The organism is Streptomyces sp. NPDC021080 (genome assembly GCF_044333225.1).
Lineage (GTDB): Bacteria > Actinomycetota > Actinomycetes > Streptomycetales > Streptomycetaceae > Streptomyces.
On sequence record NZ_JBIRQM010000005.1, the window covers coordinates 490961 to 509061 of the forward strand.

General features: G+C 72.0%; 11 protein-coding genes. 1 reads left to right on the forward strand and 10 read right to left on the reverse strand.

From position 1 onward, the window contains the following. From ACH4S8_RS15325 to ACH4S8_RS15370, 10 genes are all read right to left on the reverse strand, one after another. Entirely contained in the window at window positions 1-1527 is a 1527-nt protein-coding gene (locus ACH4S8_RS15325; protein ID WP_398393920.1) for a right-handed parallel beta-helix repeat-containing protein, read from the reverse strand. 14 nt (window positions 1528-1541) lie between these two features. Then, window positions 1542-3500 (reverse strand): alginate lyase family protein, encoded by a 1959-nt coding sequence (locus ACH4S8_RS15330; RefSeq protein ID WP_398393922.1) that lies wholly within the window; start codon window positions 3498-3500, stop codon window positions 1542-1544. Next, complete coding sequence (locus tag ACH4S8_RS15335; RefSeq protein WP_398393924.1) at window positions 3497-5692, reverse strand: bi-domain-containing oxidoreductase; 2196 nt, start codon at window positions 5690-5692, stop codon at window positions 3497-3499. Before ACH4S8_RS15335 ends, ACH4S8_RS15330 begins: the two co-directional genes overlap by 4 nt. Window positions 5693-5717: 25 nt before the next feature. Further along, entirely contained in the window at window positions 5718-7652 is a 1935-nt protein-coding gene (asnB, locus tag ACH4S8_RS15340) for an asparagine synthase (glutamine-hydrolyzing) (RefSeq protein ID WP_398393926.1), read from the reverse strand. 3 nt (window positions 7653-7655) lie between these two features. Then, window positions 7656-9176 carry a Wzz/FepE/Etk N-terminal domain-containing protein gene (locus ACH4S8_RS15345; RefSeq protein WP_398393928.1) on the reverse strand — a complete coding sequence of 507 codons (1521 nt, stop codon included), beginning with the start codon at window positions 9174-9176 and terminating at the stop codon, window positions 7656-7658. Beyond that, on the reverse strand, window positions 9173-10540 hold the full coding sequence (locus ACH4S8_RS15350; protein WP_398393930.1) for a polysaccharide biosynthesis protein: 1368 nt from the start codon (window positions 10538-10540) through the stop codon (window positions 9173-9175). The genes ACH4S8_RS15345 and ACH4S8_RS15350 overlap by 4 nt, the downstream gene beginning before the upstream one ends. Then, entirely contained in the window at window positions 10530-11804 is a 1275-nt protein-coding gene (locus tag ACH4S8_RS15355) for a glycosyltransferase family 4 protein (protein WP_398393932.1), read from the reverse strand. Before ACH4S8_RS15355 ends, ACH4S8_RS15350 begins: the two co-directional genes overlap by 11 nt. Further along, window positions 11794-13110, reverse strand: coding sequence for a nucleotide sugar dehydrogenase (locus ACH4S8_RS15360; RefSeq protein WP_398393934.1), 1317 nt, complete (start codon window positions 13108-13110; stop codon window positions 11794-11796). The genes ACH4S8_RS15355 and ACH4S8_RS15360 overlap by 11 nt, the downstream gene beginning before the upstream one ends. Before the next feature lie 73 nt (window positions 13111-13183). Further along, complete coding sequence (locus ACH4S8_RS15365) at window positions 13184-14662, reverse strand: sugar transferase (RefSeq protein ID WP_398393936.1); 1479 nt, start codon at window positions 14660-14662, stop codon at window positions 13184-13186. Between the two features lie 744 nt (window positions 14663-15406). After that, window positions 15407-16648: a magnesium and cobalt transport protein CorA gene (locus ACH4S8_RS15370; RefSeq protein ID WP_398393938.1), complete on the reverse strand. Its 1242-nt coding sequence runs from the start codon at window positions 16646-16648 to the stop codon at window positions 15407-15409. 145 nt (window positions 16649-16793) lie between these two features. On the opposite strand from ACH4S8_RS15370, the gene ACH4S8_RS15375 reads away from it, so the two are divergent. After that, a complete protein-coding gene (locus ACH4S8_RS15375; protein ID WP_398393940.1) occupies window positions 16794-17900 on the forward strand; it encodes a winged helix DNA-binding domain-containing protein in 1107 nt (368 codons plus the stop codon). Window positions 17901-18101: the final 201 nt, after the last annotated feature.

The following is an 18101-nucleotide window of genomic DNA, read 5'->3' on the forward strand; positions in this document are numbered from 1 at the left end:
TCAGCCACCGTCCTGGCCGCGGAAGGTGCTGCCCGCGTCCTGCCGGTACGGCGCGGCCTGCCACTGTGCGGGGTCGAGCATCCGGCTCGGGTCGTGGGCGACGAACCTCCACGGTCCGACGTAGGTGTTGTCGTGCCAGCGGTTGTGCTGCTTGAGGGTGATCGCCTCGGCCACCCGCTCGCCCTGGTACGGCGACCAGTCCGGGTAGGTGCCGTAGTTGGACAGCACGGCCATGCGGTCGCACCTCACCGTGCAGCCGACGACGGACTTGTCCAGCACGAAGCGGTTGCCGTGGATGTCCACCCGCTGGGTCCTCCACCGGCAGTCGTCGTAGAGCGGCGCCGTGGCGATCGCGGGGCGGGCACAGCGCTTGGCGTTCTTCACCAGCAGCGTGCAGTCGCCGGACGAGGTGTTGGCCGGGCTGTTGCAGAACCGGTCGGCGTTCTCCCACAGGGTGATCCCGGACCAGTTGTTCTCCAGCACGTTCCGATAGACGTCGATCTTGTCCGTGCGGGCCCGGACCCGTGGTTCGCCGCCGGACTCGGACAGATAGACCGTCGCGAACGGGAAGTTGTCGCCGCGGTCGGCGTACTTGCGGCCCTCGACCCAGTTGTTCTTGCGGATCGTGTTTCTCCGGATGACCGCGTTGTAGCTGGTCTCGTAGATCAGCGCGGCACCGTCGTTGGCCTCGAGCACGTTGTCCTCGATGAGGAAGTCGTTGTTGTTGGTGTCCGCCCACAACCCGGTCCCGCGGTTGTCGTGCACCCAGTTGCCGCGTATGTCGGCGCCGTCGACGGCCCAGAACTTGACGCCTCCGGTGCAGCCGCAGCCCTCCTGCTTGCGCTCCCAGTCGTCCGTGTTGTTGCCCGTGATCTCGTTGCCCTCGAGCACCAGGCCGGTGATGCGGCCGTTGCCCTTGTAGGCGTTCATGCCGTACTGGCCGTTGTCGCGCAGACAGCTGGCGCGGACCTGCTGCCGGGCGCCCGCCATCAGCCCGGCGCCCGAGTTCTTCTGGATCGTCGTGTGCTCGACGACCCACCCGTCGGCGGAGTCGTGGTTGACCACGCCCTCGTTCTGGGGGGCGACGAAGCCCTGCACGGTCAGGTAGCGGATGGTGACGTCGGGGGCGGTGCCGGCGAACGCGTACTGGTTGGTCCTGCGTCCGTCGAGCACCGCGCCGGGCGCGCCGAGGTAGACGTCCCCCTTCTTGGGGAGGACCTGTGCGTAGCGGTTCTTGTCGAGCCGGTGCCTGCCCGGCCGAAGCCAGAACGTGGTCCTCGGGGGATGGCTCCTGGTCTTCGCGGCCAGGTCGCCGGGCACGGCGGGGTCGACCGTCACCGCGCCCGCCGGTGCCTTCGCCGGCCCGGACGCGGGCTCGGCGCACACCCGGGCCACGGACGCGGGCGCGGCCGGCTCGGCGGCCGGCTTCAGCCGCGTGTCCGACGAGCTGTGGCAGCCGGTCGCCGCCGACAGGGCCAGTGCCAGCAGTGCCGTCGGCAGCGCCCCGTGCCGCCCCTTGATCCTCAAGCGTCCTTCCCCCTCTAGCCGCTGAACCCGAGTACGGTGCTGAACTCCCGCGTGCCCTCGGCGACTCCGGTGCCCACCAGCGTGGTGGCGGGTTCCTTGCGCCCGAAGCCCGCGGAGTACCAGCCCAGCGGCGGTTCGCTCTCGCCGCGGTGCGCCCGCCAGGTCAGCTCCCCGGGCAGGTCGAGCACCGCGGAGCGGTCCTCGCCGTCCCGGGTCCAGGTGAGACGCGCCCGGTTCCCCTCCAGGTCCGCGGTGATCGCCGGACCGAGGTGGAACGCGAGCCGCACGGTCCGGCGCGGGCCGCGCACCTCGTCGACCACCCTCAACTCCCGCCTTTCGGCTGTCAGTTCCACCCTGCGGCGGTGCGCGGAGGGCTGATAGCCGTCGTGCTCGGCGCACCAGCGGAGCGTCTTCTCACCGGACGTGTCCGCGACCAGGACGCGACTGAGGGCATGCCGGGTCCACAGGAACGGGCCGCCGGAGACCGACTGGTCGGCGCCGTCCAGCTCCAGGGTGTTGTGGCCGAGGGTGGAGCGGAAGTACCGCCGCCACTCGGGCTGCCCGTGATAGCAGAACGTCCCCGGGTCCGCGAGCACGTCGACCCCGTCGTGCCGGACCTCCACCGACAGCGCGTCCGCGTGGGCGTGCGCGGCGATGGACAGGAAACCGTGCGGACCGCCGTCGCAGCGGACCCAGATCTCCTCCGGACCGCGCAGGATGGTCATGCCCGCGTCGGAGAAGTGGGCCGGCCTGTTCGCCGGACGGGACACGGCCGGTGAGGCTCCGTCCTTCGCGTACGGTCGGACGAGCGCGGCCAGCAGCGGGGTGCGCACATCGGTGCCGGTCACCTCCGGCCACCAGCCGAGCCGGCCGAACACGGCCTCCCCGGTGGCCAGCAGCGAGCCCCAGCGGTCGGTGCCCGCGCCGTCCACGATCAGACCGTGCCCGTCGTCCGCGTCCCCCTGGCGCGGCGGCCGCAGCCGGTTGTCCACGACGGCCGCGAGCGCGTCGGTCATCCGCAGCAGCACCAGCCGGACCGTCGCGGGGACCGGTACACCGGAGGCGTCCGCCTCGGCCAGCGCGGCCAGGCCGAGCTCCAGCACCAGTCCGTGGTACTCGGTGGCCAGCTCCCGGTTGAGACCGGAGCCGAAGGTGTTGCCGCGCAGGTTCCGGTCCAGCGAGCGCAGCGCGTCGGCCCGCCAGCGCGCCGAGGAGGGGAACCACCCGAACGCGCAGGCCGCGGCGAACTGCCCGGCGGCCTCGGCGACGACGTGGTTGTTCGCCGAGGAACCCCGGCTGGGGAAGGCGGCCAGCCAGCGCTGGTGGTGCCAGATCTGCTCGCGCGCCACCGGGTTGTCCTCGAACAGGGCGGCCGCGCCCGGCCAGCCGTCGAGCAGCCGGCGGATCCACACCCAGGACAGCAGCCGGATCCCCAGCTCGATGCCACTGGTCCAGTGCACCCCGCGCAGCGGCGCGTTGACCGCCCACCACGACCGCAGGTGCGCGTCGACCCGCTCGGCGTACCGCTCGTCCCCGGTGACCGCGTACGCGGCGGCGAGCACGGTGAGGTACTGGTGCCGGGACGGCTCCCAGATCTGTTTGATGTCCCCGACCGCCTCCTCGTCGCGGTAGGGCACGTCGAAGGCGTACACCAGCGGAGCCCGGCGCCCGGTCCTCGGGTCGTACGACCAGTCCGGGTCGGCCAGGTCGTCACGGTCCACCCCGAAGAACTCGGCGTGCCCGTCCAGCAGCCGGTCCGCCTCGGCGACCAGACGCTTCGCGGCGTCCGGCGGTACCGCGTCGACGGTTCCCGCGGGCAGCACCGCGGTGAACCGGGCGCCGGTCACGTCCGGACAGTCCGGCAACGCCGACCGCCACCGCCGTCTGCGCACCGTGTCGCCCACCCGGCCGCCGACCTCCCGCGGCCCCATCCGGGACAGCCGCCGCAGGTACCAGCCCGCGCTCATGGTCATCGCGTCCCCGCCAGCGTCACCGGCACGCCGCCGGCCAGACCGGCCTGCACGGCGAGGGTGGCCGCCGTGGTGGCGACCAGCGACTCCAGCGGCACCGGCATCGGGCCGCCGGTACGGACGGCCTTGACGAACGCGGCCAGTTCGGCGGACTGGCCCTTGTCCCGGGCCTTCGGCAGCCGCGAACTGACCCACCGCTTGCGGCCGTACACCGAGGCGCGCACGAAGTCGTCGAGCCGCAGCACCTTGCCGTCCGCGACCAGGTCCAGCGTCTCCTTGGGGAAGCCGGGCGCTCCGGTGGTGACGTAGCTGATGGAGGCGGTGGAGCCGTCCGGGTAGCGCAGGACGACCTGCAGGTCCTCGTTGCCGGACGGGGCGACCGCGTACACCGAGACCGGGTCGGCGTCGAGCAGCCAGCTCGCGGTGTCGACGAAGTGGCCGCCCTCGCCGGCGAACCGCGAGCCCTCGGTGCCCTGCTGGAGGTACCAGCTGCCGTGGGTCAGCTGCCCCGCGTTGACGAGGTAGCGCAGGCTCGCCGGGCCGGTCCGGGCGCCGAACCGCTTCTTGGCCTCCTGCAGCAGCGGCGAGAAGCGGCGGTTGAAGCCCACCTGCAGCCGGTCGTTGCCGGACTCCTCCACCGCGGCGAGCACACCGACCAGTTCGTCCTCGGTGAGCGCCAGCGGCTTCTCCACGAACACCGTCTTGCCGGCCAGCAGCGCCTTGCGCGTCAGCTCGGCGTGCGAGCTGTGCCGGGTGACCACGAACACCGCGTCGACGGACTTGTCGCCGAGCACGGCGTCGAGATCGGTGGTCGCCTCGGCGAAGCCGAACTTCCGCTTGGCGTTGGCCGCGGACAGCGCCGTCGTGGTGACGACCGTCGACAGCTCGACGCCGTCGCGCTGGGCCAGATGCGGCAGCAGCATCGACGTCGCGTAGTTCCCCGCGCCGACGAACGCGAGACGCACCGGCGTCTTCGCGGCCCGCACCGGGGCGGACCCCTCACCGCCGCCCCGCCGCACCGCGGGAACGGCCACGGCCGGGGCCTTCGCCGGGGTCTGTGCCTCCGCCTCCTGGTCCGGGTACCGGAACAGCACGGCCACGGCCTTCAGTTCGCCGTCCTTCAGGCTCCGGTACGTCTCGACGGCGTCGTCGAAGGCGGCGATGTGGGAGATCAGCGGCTCCACGTCGACGCTGCCGCGGGCCGCGAGGTCGAGGAAGCACGCCAGGTTGCGGCGCTCGGTCCAGCGCACGTAGCCGATCGGGTAGTCCCGGCCCTCCAGCTCGTACGCCGGGTCGTAGCGCCCGGGGCCGTAGCTGCGGGAGAACCGGACGTCGAGCTCCTTCTCGTAGTACGCGTTCCACGGCAGGTCGAGGCGGCACTTGCCGATGTCGACGACCCGGCCGCGGTCCCGGCTCAGCCGCGCGGCCAGCTCGACGGGCTGGTTGCTGCCACCGCCGGCGGCCAGATACACCTGGTCCACGCCGTGACCGCCGGTGAGTTCGGCCACCGCGCTCTCCACGGCCGCGGACCCGGGATCGCCGCAGGCCGCCGCGCCCAGGCTCTCGGCGAGCTCGCAGCGAGCCGGGTCGGGGTCGGCCCCGACCACGCGGACCCCCGAGGCGGCCAGCAGCTGCACCACCAGCTGCCCGATCAGCCCGAGGCCGATGACCAGCGCCACCTCACCGAGCCGTGACTCGCCCTGGCGGACGCCCTGCAGCGCGATCGAGCCGACGGTGCCGAAGGCCGCGTGCCGCGGCGCGAGGCCGTCCGGCACCGGGGCGTAGAGGTTCTTCGGCACCCAGTTCAGCTCGGCGTGCAGCGCGTGCTCGTTGCCGGCGCAGGCCACGAGGTCGCCGACCTTCACGTCGTCGATCCCGGCGCCGACCTGCTCGACCACCCCGCACAGCGAGTAGCCCAGCGGCGTGTAGGAGTCCAGCTTGCCCATCACCTTGCGGTACGTGGCGGGCACCCCGTTCGTGGCCACGCTCTGCACGACCTTGGCCACCTGGTCCGGGCGGGAGCGGGCCTTGCCGAGCATCGACATGCCGGCCTCGGACACCTTCATGAGCTCGGTCCCGGTGGAGATCAGCGAGTAGGCGCTGCGGACGAGCACACCGTCCGGCTTGCACCCGGGGACCGGCACGTCGAGCAGGGCGAGCTCGCCGCTCTTGTAGTTCTGTACGACCTGTTTCACCGAAGTCCTCTTGTCTCGTCTGTCTCTACGCCGTCACGGGCGAGTCCTGGCCGGCCCGGGAGGTCGCGCCGCGGTACCAGTACTCGAGGGTCAGCACGTGCCACAGGTGTTTGGAGAAGTCCCGCTGTCCGGCGGCGTCCTCGGCGACCATGCGCGCCAGGGCGTCACGGCGCAGGAGCCCCGAACGGACGAGCTCGCCGTCGTTCACCACCTCGCGCACCAGCGGCGCCAGATCCCGGCTCATCCAGGCCCGCAGCGGGGCGCTGAACAGGCCCTTGGGCCGGTACACGATCTCCCGGGGCAGGACCGAGGCGGCCGCCTCCTTGAGGACCACCTTGCCCTGCCGGCCCACGATCTTGCGGTCGCCGGGCACGGTGAACGCCGCCCTGACCACCTCGACGTCCACGTACGGCACCCGCACCTCGGTCGACGCGGCCATGCTGGAGCGGTCCGTGTACGCGAGGTTCAGGCCCGGCAGGAACATCCGGGCGTCGCCCAGGCACATGCGGTTGACGAAGTCGTCGAGGTCGTTGTCCTCGTAGACGTCGGCGTGCTCGGTGAGCACGTCCTCGACCGTCCCGGCCAGGTCCGGATCGATCAGGGCGAGCAGCTCGTCCTGGTCGTACATGGTGTAACTGCGCCGGAACGCGGTCTCCTCCGGCAGGTCCGCGAAGGACAGGAACCGCTTGGCGAAGCGCACCGACCGGTAGCCCCGGCGGGCCGAGGCGACCGGCAGCCGGTCCACGGCCGCGGACAGCCCGCGCCGCAGGGGCCGCGGGACCCGCTGGTAGCGCAGCGCGATCAGGTTGGCCAGGTGCTTGCGGTACCCGGCGAACAGCTCGTCGGCACCCATCCCCGAGAGCATCACCTTGACCCCGGCCTCCCGGGCGGCCGAGCAGATCAGGAACGTGTTGATCGCGGCGGGATCGCCGATCGGCTCGTCCAGGTGGTACGTCATCTGCGGCAGCAGGTCGAGCACGTTCGGGGCGATCTCGATCTCGTGCAGGTCGACACCGAACTGCTCGGCCACCTGCCGGGCGTAGCGCAGGTCGTCCGGCATCGCCTCGAACTTGGCGTCCTCGGCGCGGAAGCCGATCGTGTAGGCGGAGATCCCGGGCCGCTCGCGGGCCGCCAGCGCGGTCAGATAGCTGGAGTCGAGACCGCCGGACAGGAAGGTCGCCACGGGGACGTCGGAGAGCAGATGACGCCGGGTCGACTCCTCGACGATCGCGGCGACATCCGGCCGCTCGCCGTCGCGGGCCCGCTCCCGGCCCTCGGCGGCGACGTCCCTCAGATTCCAGTACCGGCCGCGTTCCACCCGGCCGTCCGGCCGGAACCGCATCCAGCTCCCCGGCGGCAGCTTCTCCGCCTCGCGGAACGCGCACCGCGAGTCCGGCACCCAGTAGTACAGCAGCGAGGCCACCAGCGCGGCGTGGTCCACCTCCAGCGAGCCGCCGGTCACGGCGGCCAGCGCCTTGAGCTCCGAGGCGAACACCAGGCCCGCGCCGCGCCGCAGCAGGAACAGCGGCTTGATGCCCAACTGGTCTCGGGCGAGCACCAGTTCACCGGTTCGCTCGTCGAAGATCCCGAACGCGAACATGCCGCGCAGCCGGGGCAGACAGTCCGTGCCCCAGCGCCGCCAGGCCTCCAGCAGCACCTCCGTGTCGGAGGTGCCGCGGAAGCGCACCCCGGCGCCCTCCAACTCGGCACGCAGCTCGGGCGCGTTGTACAGCTCGCCGTTGTACGTCAGGACGAGGCCGCCCGAGACCATCGGCTGGGCGCCCGTCTCGGACAGGTCGATGATGGCCAGTCGGCGGTGCCCGAGGTGCACTTCGCCGTCACCGGCGGGGTGACTGTAACGGCCGGCCCCGTCCGGCCCGCGGTGGGCGAGGGTTTCGGTGAGCCGGTCGGCCACGGCCTTCCCGTCCGGCCACCGGTACGTGCCTGCGATGCCACACATGTGCTACCGCGCCTCCTGGTCGCTGTCCGGGACCCGTGCCGCCCAGATCGGCTGCCGCTCCGTCCGCGGTCGGTCGGTCCCGCTCTGCCGGGCCGGACGGTCGTTCTGGCCGCGCAGCGCGGTGCCCAGCCCGTTCCACAGCGTGCCGTCGGTCCGGTCCCGCGGATCGGGGTCGATCAGCACCACACCGATGACCGCGATGCGCTGGTCCGCGAGCTGCCGGGCCACGGTGTGCAGCCACGCGGCGCTGCCGTGCCCGGCCCGCACGACGAGCACGGTCCGGGTGCCGAGGTACTGCAGGTCGGTCCACGCCGTACCGGGCGCCACCGAGCCGACGCCGATCCGGCGCTCCTGGTGCGGTACGGCCGGGGCGCTGCCGCCGCCGACCACCGTCGGGTCTCCCGGCTTCGCCCGGCGCCTTGCGAGCTGCGGGCCGGGCAGACCGTCGACGACGACCACCGGCCCGTCGGCCGCCAGGGCCCGGGCGAGGTCCAGGGCGATCACGCTCGTGCTGCGCGCGCAGCCCAGTTCGAGCAGCGACACCGGTTCCGCGGAGCCGCGCGCGGTACGGGCCAGGGACGTGGTGAGCCGTTCGCGGGCCGCCCGGATCCGGCGCCGCCGCCACAGCCTGCCCCTGCGGCGGGGGAGTTCCGTGATGACCGAGGCGCCGAGGTTCGACGCGATGTCCCGGCGCAGCACGGGACGGTCCGCGACCACCGAGCCGACCGCGGCCACGGCCAGGCCGAGGACCAGGCCGAGGACGAGGCCGACCGCGCCGTTGGTGGCGGCGGCCTTCGGCAGCGAGCCGCGCATCGCGCTCGGGGTGTCCACGATCTGTGTGCCGGCGACGAGCTGCGGTGTACCGATGCGCGCGTCCGCGGCGCGCTGGCTGAAATCGGTGATGCGCGAGGTGAGTTCGGCCCGGCGGGCGAAGAGGGACTCCAGGTCCGCCGACGCCGTCGGCCCGGTCTGCGCCGATCCGTCCCCGATCGCCTTGTTGACCTGGGCGAGTTCGCCCTGCATGCGGTCACGCTGGTCGAGCAGGGCCTTGGCCTCGGCGTTCGCGGCATCCTTGATCCGCTTCACATGGTCCGCGACGAACGCGTCGGCCAGCGCCTTGGCGCGGGCCTCCGCGTCCGCGTCGCTGTCACCCGTCACCGTGATCTGCAGCAGGTTGTTGGTCAGCCCGGCACCCGAGTACTCCTTCATGAAGTCCTCCGGCTTCTCCGGAGAGTGGAGGGACTTGAGGGCCTGGTCGGCGATCCGCGTGGTCTGCAGCAGCGCCACGTCGGTGCGGATCAGTGTTCCGGGGTCGTTCGGCTGGTCCTCCTGGTGCGCGACCAGCACCTTGGTCACCGCGGTCGGAGGCGCCGGCATCAGGATCGCCACCGCGGTGCCCACGAGGAGCCCGAGCAGCCCCGCGGAGCACCAGAAACGGCGCCGTCTGCGTACCGCCACCACCAGTGCCTGCAGGTCCACCAGCGGAGCGGCGGCCGACGACTCCGGCGTCGTACTCGTCGTCACCCTGAACTTCCCTTCGCGTCATGGCCCACCGCGAGCACCGGCGTGGCGGTGTCCCGGGGGCGGCCGGCGGATCGGGCCGGAAGGGCCCGGACCGTGCCGGCGAGGACGACGCCGACGATCTCGTGCCGGGCGTCCGCACACGCCTCGGCGATGCCGGAGAGTTCTGCCGCGGTCCAGCTGCCCGCGCTCAGTACGACCAGGGCACCGGACTCGCTGCCGCGGTCCGGGACCAGCGGCTGGGACGCCGAGACCCCCACCACCCGCAGCAGAGGATCGCCGCCCGCCTCGGCGACGAGCTCCACGGCGGCCCGGCGGGCGATCTCGTCGCCGTCCGGCACGACGGCCAGCAGCCGCCGGGGGGAGGGCAGTTGGTCCCGAAGCCGGGCGCACACCCGCCGGTAGCGGATCTGCCGGCCGGCCTCGTCGGCGTACACCTGCGGGGCCGGTACGTCCCAGCGGACGTCGACACCCAGCAGCCGCCGGATCCCGGCCCGCGGGCCGCGTCCTTCCGGCCGGTGCGCGGGCCGGGATCCGGCCACGTCGACGGTGCCCAGCAGCGTCGAGCCCAGTGCCGCGGCGATCTCCGGCTGGGTGCGCAGCCGGCGGCTCATCCGGGCCGCGGTGAGATGGCCGATGACCCCGAGCAGGAACAGCAGCAGCGCCCCGGCGGCGATGAGCTGCGTCCGTGTCGGCGGTGCCTCTCCGGTCGGCCGGGCCGCCGGCCCCATGACGACCATGTGGGCCTTGTTGGCGGCCGGGTCGGACTGGTTCAGCTTGGTGATGGCTTCCTGCAGCGTCGTACGCAGCTTCTCCAGCTCCGTACGGGCCTGCACGCCCTCCACGGTCTTGCCCGGATCGGCGGCGTCGGCCAGCTGCGTGATGCGGCGGCTGGTCTGCGTCACGGTCTGCTGGAGCGCCTCGCGCTGCGCCGCGGCCTCGGGGTCGCTGTTGTCGTCCACGACCCGCGCGGCGAAGGCGACGAACTGCTGGGCCACCGCGTCGGAGAGCTGCTGCGCACGCTCCGGGGTGTCGGCCGTGCCCGAGATCTCGATGATGTTCCCGTCGGAGGTCTTGGCGCTCACCCGCTTGCGCAGCTCGCTCTTGGAGACCCCGGACCAGTGGAGCGTGCCGGCCGCCTGGTCGACCACGACCGAACTGGTCGCGATCTCCTGCTGGGTCAGCAGTTCGCGCTCCTCCCACGCCCCCGGCAGCAGTACCGACGCCGACGTCGTGTACTGCGCGGGGAACAGCAGGGAAGCGCCGTACCCGACGAGCGCACCCACCAGGGCGAGCACGGTGAGCAGCCGCCAGCGCCGTCGGATGATCCGCCCGACCGTGACCAGGCGTATCGTGTCATCGTTCAAGGGTGCGGCCTCCGCCCTGGGCACGGTCCGACTCGCCCGCCGACGCCGGGGCGTCGTCACCGCAGGCGGCGGCGTAGGCGGCGAGCAGCGAGGCCTGCGAGTTCCGCCAGGAGAGCGGCCCGCTGATCCGCTCCTGGCCGATCTTGCCCATCAGGGCCCGCTTCTCCGGATCGTCCATGAGCTGCGCGACGAGCCTCGCGAACTCGGACTCGTCGTTGGCGGGCGCGTACACGGCGGCGTCACCGGCGGAGACGCGCGCCTCCCGCAGCTCGAACGAGACGATCGGCCGGCCCATCACCATGTACTCGAGGACCTTGTTCATGGTCGACACGTCGTTGAGCGGATTGTGCGGGTCGGGGGAGAGGCACACGTCCGCGGTGGACAGGTAGCGCACCAGATCGGCGTCCGGGATGCGCCCGGTGAACTGGACCTGCTCCGAGAGCCCGAGCTCCCGGGACAGCTCCACCATCGCGTCGAAGGTGTCGCCACCGCCGACGAACACCGCGTGCCAGTCGGTCCGTCCGACCTCGTCGCGCAGCTTCGCCAGCGCCCGCAAGGCGTAGTCGACACCGTCCTGCGGGCCCATGACACCGAGGTAGCACAGCAGATGGGGCTTGCCGCGCTTCAACTCCGGCTCCGGCGGCACGGGATGGAACCGGTCGATGTCGGGCGCACTGCGCACCACGAAGACGTCCTCGGGCCGCCGTCCGCCACGGCGCACCGCGGTGTCCTTGTAGCTCTCGTTGGTGGCGAGCACGACGTCCGCGGCCCGGTAGGTCATCCGTTCCAGCGCGCACACGCCGCGGTAGAGCAGGTCCTCGCCGCGGTCGAACCGGGAGAGGTACAGCTCGGGCACCAGGTCGTGCTGGTCGAAGACGAACCGCGCTCCGCGCCGCTTCAGCCACCGTGCCGGCAGGAACAGCAGGTCGGGCGGATTGCAGGCGTGCACCACGTGGACCGGCCCGATCTTCCGGGCCAGCCTCATGGTGTGCCACAGCGCCGACCCGTACTCCCGCAGGTAGCCGGCCGGTCCTCCGGTGGCCGCGCGCAACGGGTAGCGGTGGATCCGCACCCCGTCGATCTCGGCCTCCGGTTCCGTGTCCCGCTTCGTGCCCTGAGGGCAGATGACGTGCACCGTCCAGCCCGCGTCGCGCAGCGTCGTGCATTCCTGCCACACCCGCCGGTCGAACGGCACCGACAGGTTTTCCACGAGGATCAGCGCGCGCCGGCCGTGCCGGTCACCGCTGGTCGATTTACCAGGCAAGGCCCATGTATCCCGGTTCGGTCCGGCGCGTATCCGCGTCGGGAAGGCGGACGAGGTCGACGATCAACGGGCCGTCACCGTGGGGCAGAGCCGACAGGACTGCCGGATCCTTGGTACCGACCAGGCACACCTCGGCGTGCTCCAGCACCTCGTCGACGGAGTCGGCGAGCAGCTGCGCGAGGTGCGGCAGCCGGGTCTCGATGTACTCGCGGTTCGCGCCGAGCAGCCGGGAGAGGCTGACGTTGGCGTCGTGGATCCGAAGGTCGTAGCCCTTGCCGAAGAGCCGCTCCGCCAGCTCGACGAGCGGGCTCTCGCGGAGGTCGTCGGTGCCCGGCTTGAAGGAGAGCCCGAACAGGCCCACCTTGCGCTTGCCGGTGCGTTCGACCAGCTCCACCGCACGCTGCAGATGGTCGGAGTTGGAGGGCAGTACATGGGACAGGATGGGCACCGAGACGTCGGCCCGCTGTGCCGCGTGGACCAGGCTGCGCAGGTCCTTGGGGAGGCACGAGCCGCCGAAGGCGAAGCCGGGCCGCAGATAGGCGGGGCTGATGTTCAGCTTGCGGTCGGCCAGGAACACGTCGATCACCTGGTGCGAGTCCACCCCGAGCGCCTGGCACACCGAGCCCAGCTCGTTCGCGAAGCCGATCTTGAGGCCGTGGAACGCGTTGTCCGCGTACTTGATCGCCTCGGCCACCGGGACCGGCACCCGGAACACCTCGCCGGGCAGGCCCTCGTACAGCGCCGCCACCACATCGCCGCTCGCGGCGTCGAGCTCGCCGATGACGGTCTTGGGCGGGTCGAAGAAGTCCCGCACGCTCGTGCCCTCGCGCAGGAACTCCGGGTTGACCGCGACCCCGACGTCCACCCCGGCCGTGCCGCCGACGTACTTCTCCAGGATCGGCACCAGCAGGTTCAGACAGGTGCCCGGGAGCATGGTGCTGCGGAACACGACGGTGTGCCGCCCGCCCCGCTCGGCCAGCGCGGCACCGATCTCCTCGGTGACCCGCTCCAAGTACGTGGTGCACAGACTGCCGTTGGGCTCCGACGGCGTGCCCACGCAGATCAGCGACACCTCACTGTTCGCGATCGCGTCACGGACGTCGGTGGTGGCGCGTAAGGCCCCGCTCTCCACGACGCCGGCGACGAGCTCGCCGATCCCCTCCTCGACCACCGGGGCCTTGCCGTCGTTGACCAGGTCGACCTTCACCTGGTTGACGTCCACGCCGATGACCTCGTGGCCCTTGCCGGCCAGGCACGCGGCCGACACGCAGCCCACGTAGCCGAGCCCGAAAACGCTGACCTTCATGACCCGTTCCTCCCCCGGGGCAGGCCCTTGCGGCCTGCCGTCCGCGCCCCTGCCCCACAGCGCCCTCGGCGCATCAGTAGGCCCCCTGCCCGTACAGCACCGCACGCAGCGTCTTCCACAGGATCACCGTGTCCAGGGCGAGCGACCAGTCCTCCACGTACCGCAGGTCCAGCCGCACCGCCTCCTCCCACGACAGGTCGCTGCGTCCGCTGATCTGCCACAGACCGGTGAGTCCGGGCTTGACCAGCAGCCGCCGCCGGATGTCCGGGCCGTACGCGGCGGACTCCTCCGGTAACGGAGGCCGCGGACCGACGAGCGACATCGATCCGGTGAGCACGTTGAAGAGCTGCGGGAGCTCGTCGATCGAGTACCGGCGCAGCACCGCTCCCACCCGGGTCACTCGTGGATCCCGGCGGACCTTGAACAACAGGCCGGCGCCCTCGTCGAGGCCGGCCAGCTCCGCACGCGCCTTGTGGGCCCCCGAGACCATGGTGCGGAACTTGAGAATCGTGAACTCGCGGCCGTTCTTGCCCACCCGGCGCTGGCGGTAGAACGCCCCGCCCCGGCTGTCCAGCATCACGAGCAGCCCGACGAGCACCATCAGCGGTGCGAACAGCACCAGCAGCAGTGCCGCGCCCAGCCGGTCGACGACCACCTTGACCGCGCGGCGGCCCCCGGTGAAGGTCGGCATGCTGACCCGCAGCAGCGGGATCCCGAGCACCGCGTCGACGTGCAGCCGCGGGCCGGCCACCTCCATCAGCACGGGCGCCACGACCATCTCGGCGTCGCTGCCCTCGAGGTTCCAGGCGAGCCGCTGCAGCTTGTCCGGTGACCAGTGTGGGTCCGGTGTGACCGCGACGACGCGGTAGCCGTCCCGGTGGACGTGGCCCGCGACGTCCGCCAGCCGGCCGACGACCGGCACCCCGTCCAGCTGGTCACCGTCGAGCCCGTGACCGTCGGTCGTGCACACGGCCTCCACCCGCCAGCCGAGGTGCGGGAACTTGCGGGTCCGGGTGACCAGGTCGCGCACGGTGGCCGGACTCCCGGCGGCGAGCACCGGTCGCAGACAGCGCCCTTCCTTCCGCTGCTTGTGCAGCCACAGGCGCAGCAGGTACCGCACGGTCATGGTGACGAGCGCGATCGCGGGGATCGCGACGAAGATCCAGAGCTTGATGTTGCGCGAGGTCAGGGCGATCCCGCCGAGCGCCAGCACGACGGTCGCGGTGAACAGCGAGCGTCCGAGCCGACGGAACTCCTCGGCCCCCTGGCCGAGAACGGCCGGAGCCCACGCCCGGCTCACCCACAGCGCCCCCAGCACCAGCAGCTCGGTGCCGAACGCGAGTATCCCCCACTTCTCGTGCCAGTTGGCCGCGTCCCGGGCCCCGAAGAAGTTGCCGATCCCCGCCACCACGAAAGCGGTGGCCACCGTGTCGCTGGTGATGACGGTACGGCGGTACCGCTGCTCCCAATCGGTCGCAGGCTGGTTGATCGCCTCGTCCGTCAGACGCCCGCGCGCAGACGGAAACGGGCGTACTAGTCCCCCTTGCCGCACAGAACCCCCCAGGTTCCAGTGGTTCGACGTGTTCGCCTAACACTGTTTGTCGCCCGGGAGGCACCCCCGCCCCCCGCGCCGCGCCGCGCCGTTCCTCCCCCCGGGAGGCCCCCGCCTCCCGCGCCGCGCTGTTCCTCCCCCCGGGAGGCTAGGCCTCCCGCTCATGACACCCGGCTGTTGCGGACCCACGAGAACAACCCACCCTGGCGGCGGCGGACCTGAATGTCCCGCCGGCGCTCGAGGTGTCCGGGAACCCGTCGAAACCCCGGGTGCTCCCCGCACCCGAGCCCCCTCGCGGACTCCAGGAACCGATCACCCCCAAGTCTGGTGCCGAGAACGCCCATGCTGGCATCCGCGGCGCCGGACCTATAGATCATTACCGGTCGCCTCGTGTCCGAACAGCTGAAGCACGGTCAATCTAGACCATCGGGGCCGGTATGGAGAGGGGGATGTGTGGAATTTGTGCTCAAGATTTGGTGCCGGTTCCCACAGGTCCGCGACCACTCGCGGACGCTTTGGCGCCATCGAGCCCTCCGACAACTCGCCTCAATCCGGGCCCAGTTTGTACGCGGTAGCGATCGGAGAGTCCCAACAGGCCTTCTGTAGAGCCAAGTTCGACGAAAGCGGAACCGTTGCTGGTGCATCTCGGCGAGACGCCACGAGAGTTGGGGACGGGGGGAGGAGGCGGCCCTGACGGGGCGGTCACGGCGCCCTTCGTCCGCGGGCGGCGCTCCCGCGGCGGCCTCAGAGCCAGTCGCGCCGTTTGAAGATGATGTACAGACTCGTACAGACCACCGCCATCAGAACGATCGCGAAGGGATACCCGAACACCCAGTGCAGCTCCGGCATGTGACTGAAATTCATGCCGTAGATCGTCCCGACCAGGGTGGGCGCGAAGAGGATGGCGGCCCAGCTGGAGATCTTCTTGATCTCCTCGTTCTGCTCGAAGCCCGCCTCCGCCAATGCCCGCATCTCGGCGTTCTGCTGCTGGGTCACGAGGGTGGCGTTGACGGTGAGGATGTCGGCGAGGGCCTGGCGGAAACCGTCGACCCGCTCGCTGGTGTGCGTGACGTGGTCGGCGACATCGCGGAGGTAGCGCTGGAGTTCCTCGTCCGTGCGGTACTTGGCGAAGCCGGCCATCAGGCTGTGCAGCATGCCGACCAGCGGGCGGGTGGCGCGCTGGAACTCGACCATCTCGCGGGACAGTTCGTAGATGCGGCGGGACACCGCGGGGTCGCCGCGGAAGACCTCGGTCTCGATCTCGTCGATGTCGTTCTGGACGCCGGAGACCACCGGGACGTAACCGTCGACGACGGAGTCGAGGATCGCGTAGAGGACCGCCTCCGGACCGAGCCTCAGCAGTTCCGGGCTGCCTTCCATGCGGCGGCGCACCGCCGACAGGTCCGGAGCCGCGCCGTGCCGGACCGTGATCACGAAGTCCGGTCCCACGAACACGTGCAGCTCGCCGAAGTCGACCTCCTCGGCCGCGTCCAGATAGCGGGCTGCGCTCAGGACGACGAAGAGCGTGTCGCCGTACCGCTCCAGCTTCGGCCGCTGATGCGCCTCCATCGCGTCCTCGACGGCCAGCGGATGCAGGTCGAACTCGGCGGCCAGGGAATGGAGTTCGGCCGCCGTCGGACGGGCCAGGCCGATCCACGCCATGCCGTCCCGCTGCTCGCGCAGTTCCCGGAAGGTCTCGGCCAGCGACCCGGGCGTCGACACCCGTACCCCGTCGCGGTACAGCGCGGACTGGACGACGCTGACGACCTCGGAGGGCTCGTGCGCGGGAGGCGCCTCCCGCGGCGCCGTGCGCCGAGGGGGCGGCGCGGACGGCGGAGCCAGCGCGCGCCGCCAGAGCGGCTTCCGCGCCGCCTTCGCGCCCCGCGGAGCGCCGGAGGCTCCGGGACCCGTCGCTTCCGCGGACCCGTCCGTGTTTCCCGCGTCCCGCCGGTTCTCCGAAGCGGGGCGGGCGCGTCGCTCGGACATCGCGGCTGCCTCCAGGGTCGGACGAACGTCTGCGCGATCTCCGAGCAGGATATACGGGGCATACGGTCCGTGTGCCGCGGACCGGGCGGGGATCGGGTGAGAGTTGCGGACAGAAGGTGTCCGCGAGCGGCGCTAGCGTGCGGGTATGACGAAGACGACCGCGGCGGCCCCCGTGCTCGGCACCCGCGCCCTCAACCGCGCGACCCTCGACCGTCAGCTCCTGCTGCGCCGCTCCCCGTCGCCCGTGACGGCCGCCGTCGAGCACCTGCTCGGCCTCCAGGCGCAGAACGTGAAGCCGCCGTACTACGCCCTCGCGGCCCGCCTCGACGGCTTTCGGCCCGGGCAGCTGTCGGCGGCCATGGAGGCGCGCGACGTCGTCCGGATCGTCACCCTGCGCTCCACCATCCACACGCACACCGCCGACGACGCCCTCACCCTGCGTCCGCTGGTCCAGGCCGCCCGCGACCGGGAGCTGGTCCACTTCCGCAAGGGGCTCACCGGCGTCGACCTGGACCGGCTCGCCACGATCAGCCGCGAGCTGGTGGAGGCCGAGCCCCGCACCATGAAGCAGCTCCGCGAGGCGCTGCTCGCCCACTGGCCGGACGCCGACCCGTTCGCCCTCTCCGTCGCGGCCCGCTGCACCCTGCCGCTCGTCCAGGTCACCCCGCGCGGTGTGTGGGGCCGCAGCGGCCAGGTCGCCCTCACCACCGCCGAACACTGGCTGGGCCGCCCCGCCGGACCCGCGCCCGAGCCCGACGCGGCCGTGCTGCGCTATCTCGCCGCCTTCGGCCCCGCCTCGGTCAAGGACATGCAGACCTGGGCCGGGCTGACCCGGCTCCGCGAGGTCTTCGAACGGCTCCGGCCCGCTCTGACGGTGTTCCGTGACGAGAACGGGGTCGAACTGTTCGACCTTCCCGACGCGCCCCGGCCCGATCCGGACACCCCCGCCCCGCCGCGCTTCCTGCCCGAGTTCGACAATCTGCTGCTGTCCCACGCGGACCGCTCCCGGGTCGTTCCCACGGATCTCAAGGGACGGACCTGGCGGGGCAACCAGGCCTACCGCACCCTGCTCGTCGACGGTTTCACGGCCGGTCTGTGGAAGCTGGAGGAGGGCGCGCTGACCGTCGAACCCTTCGGCCGGCTCACGAAGGCGCGGCGGGACGAGGTCGCCGCGGAGGGGGAGCGGATGCTCACGGTCATGCACCCCGGCGAGGGGTACGAGATCCGGTTCGGCACGGTCGCCCGGCCCTGAGTGCCGGCGGACGACGGGAGCACGCGGGGAAGGCGTCCGCCGGCAGGTACACAGGGGCCGGGCCATTGGATGAGGGGCGTGGGGGGGGGCCGGGGGGGGGGCCCCCCCCCCCCCCCCCGGCGGCGGGCGGGGGGGGGGGGGTGGAAAAGTAACACAACATGGCCAACAACGGCGCCCCACCCGAGCTAACAGAAGAGGCGC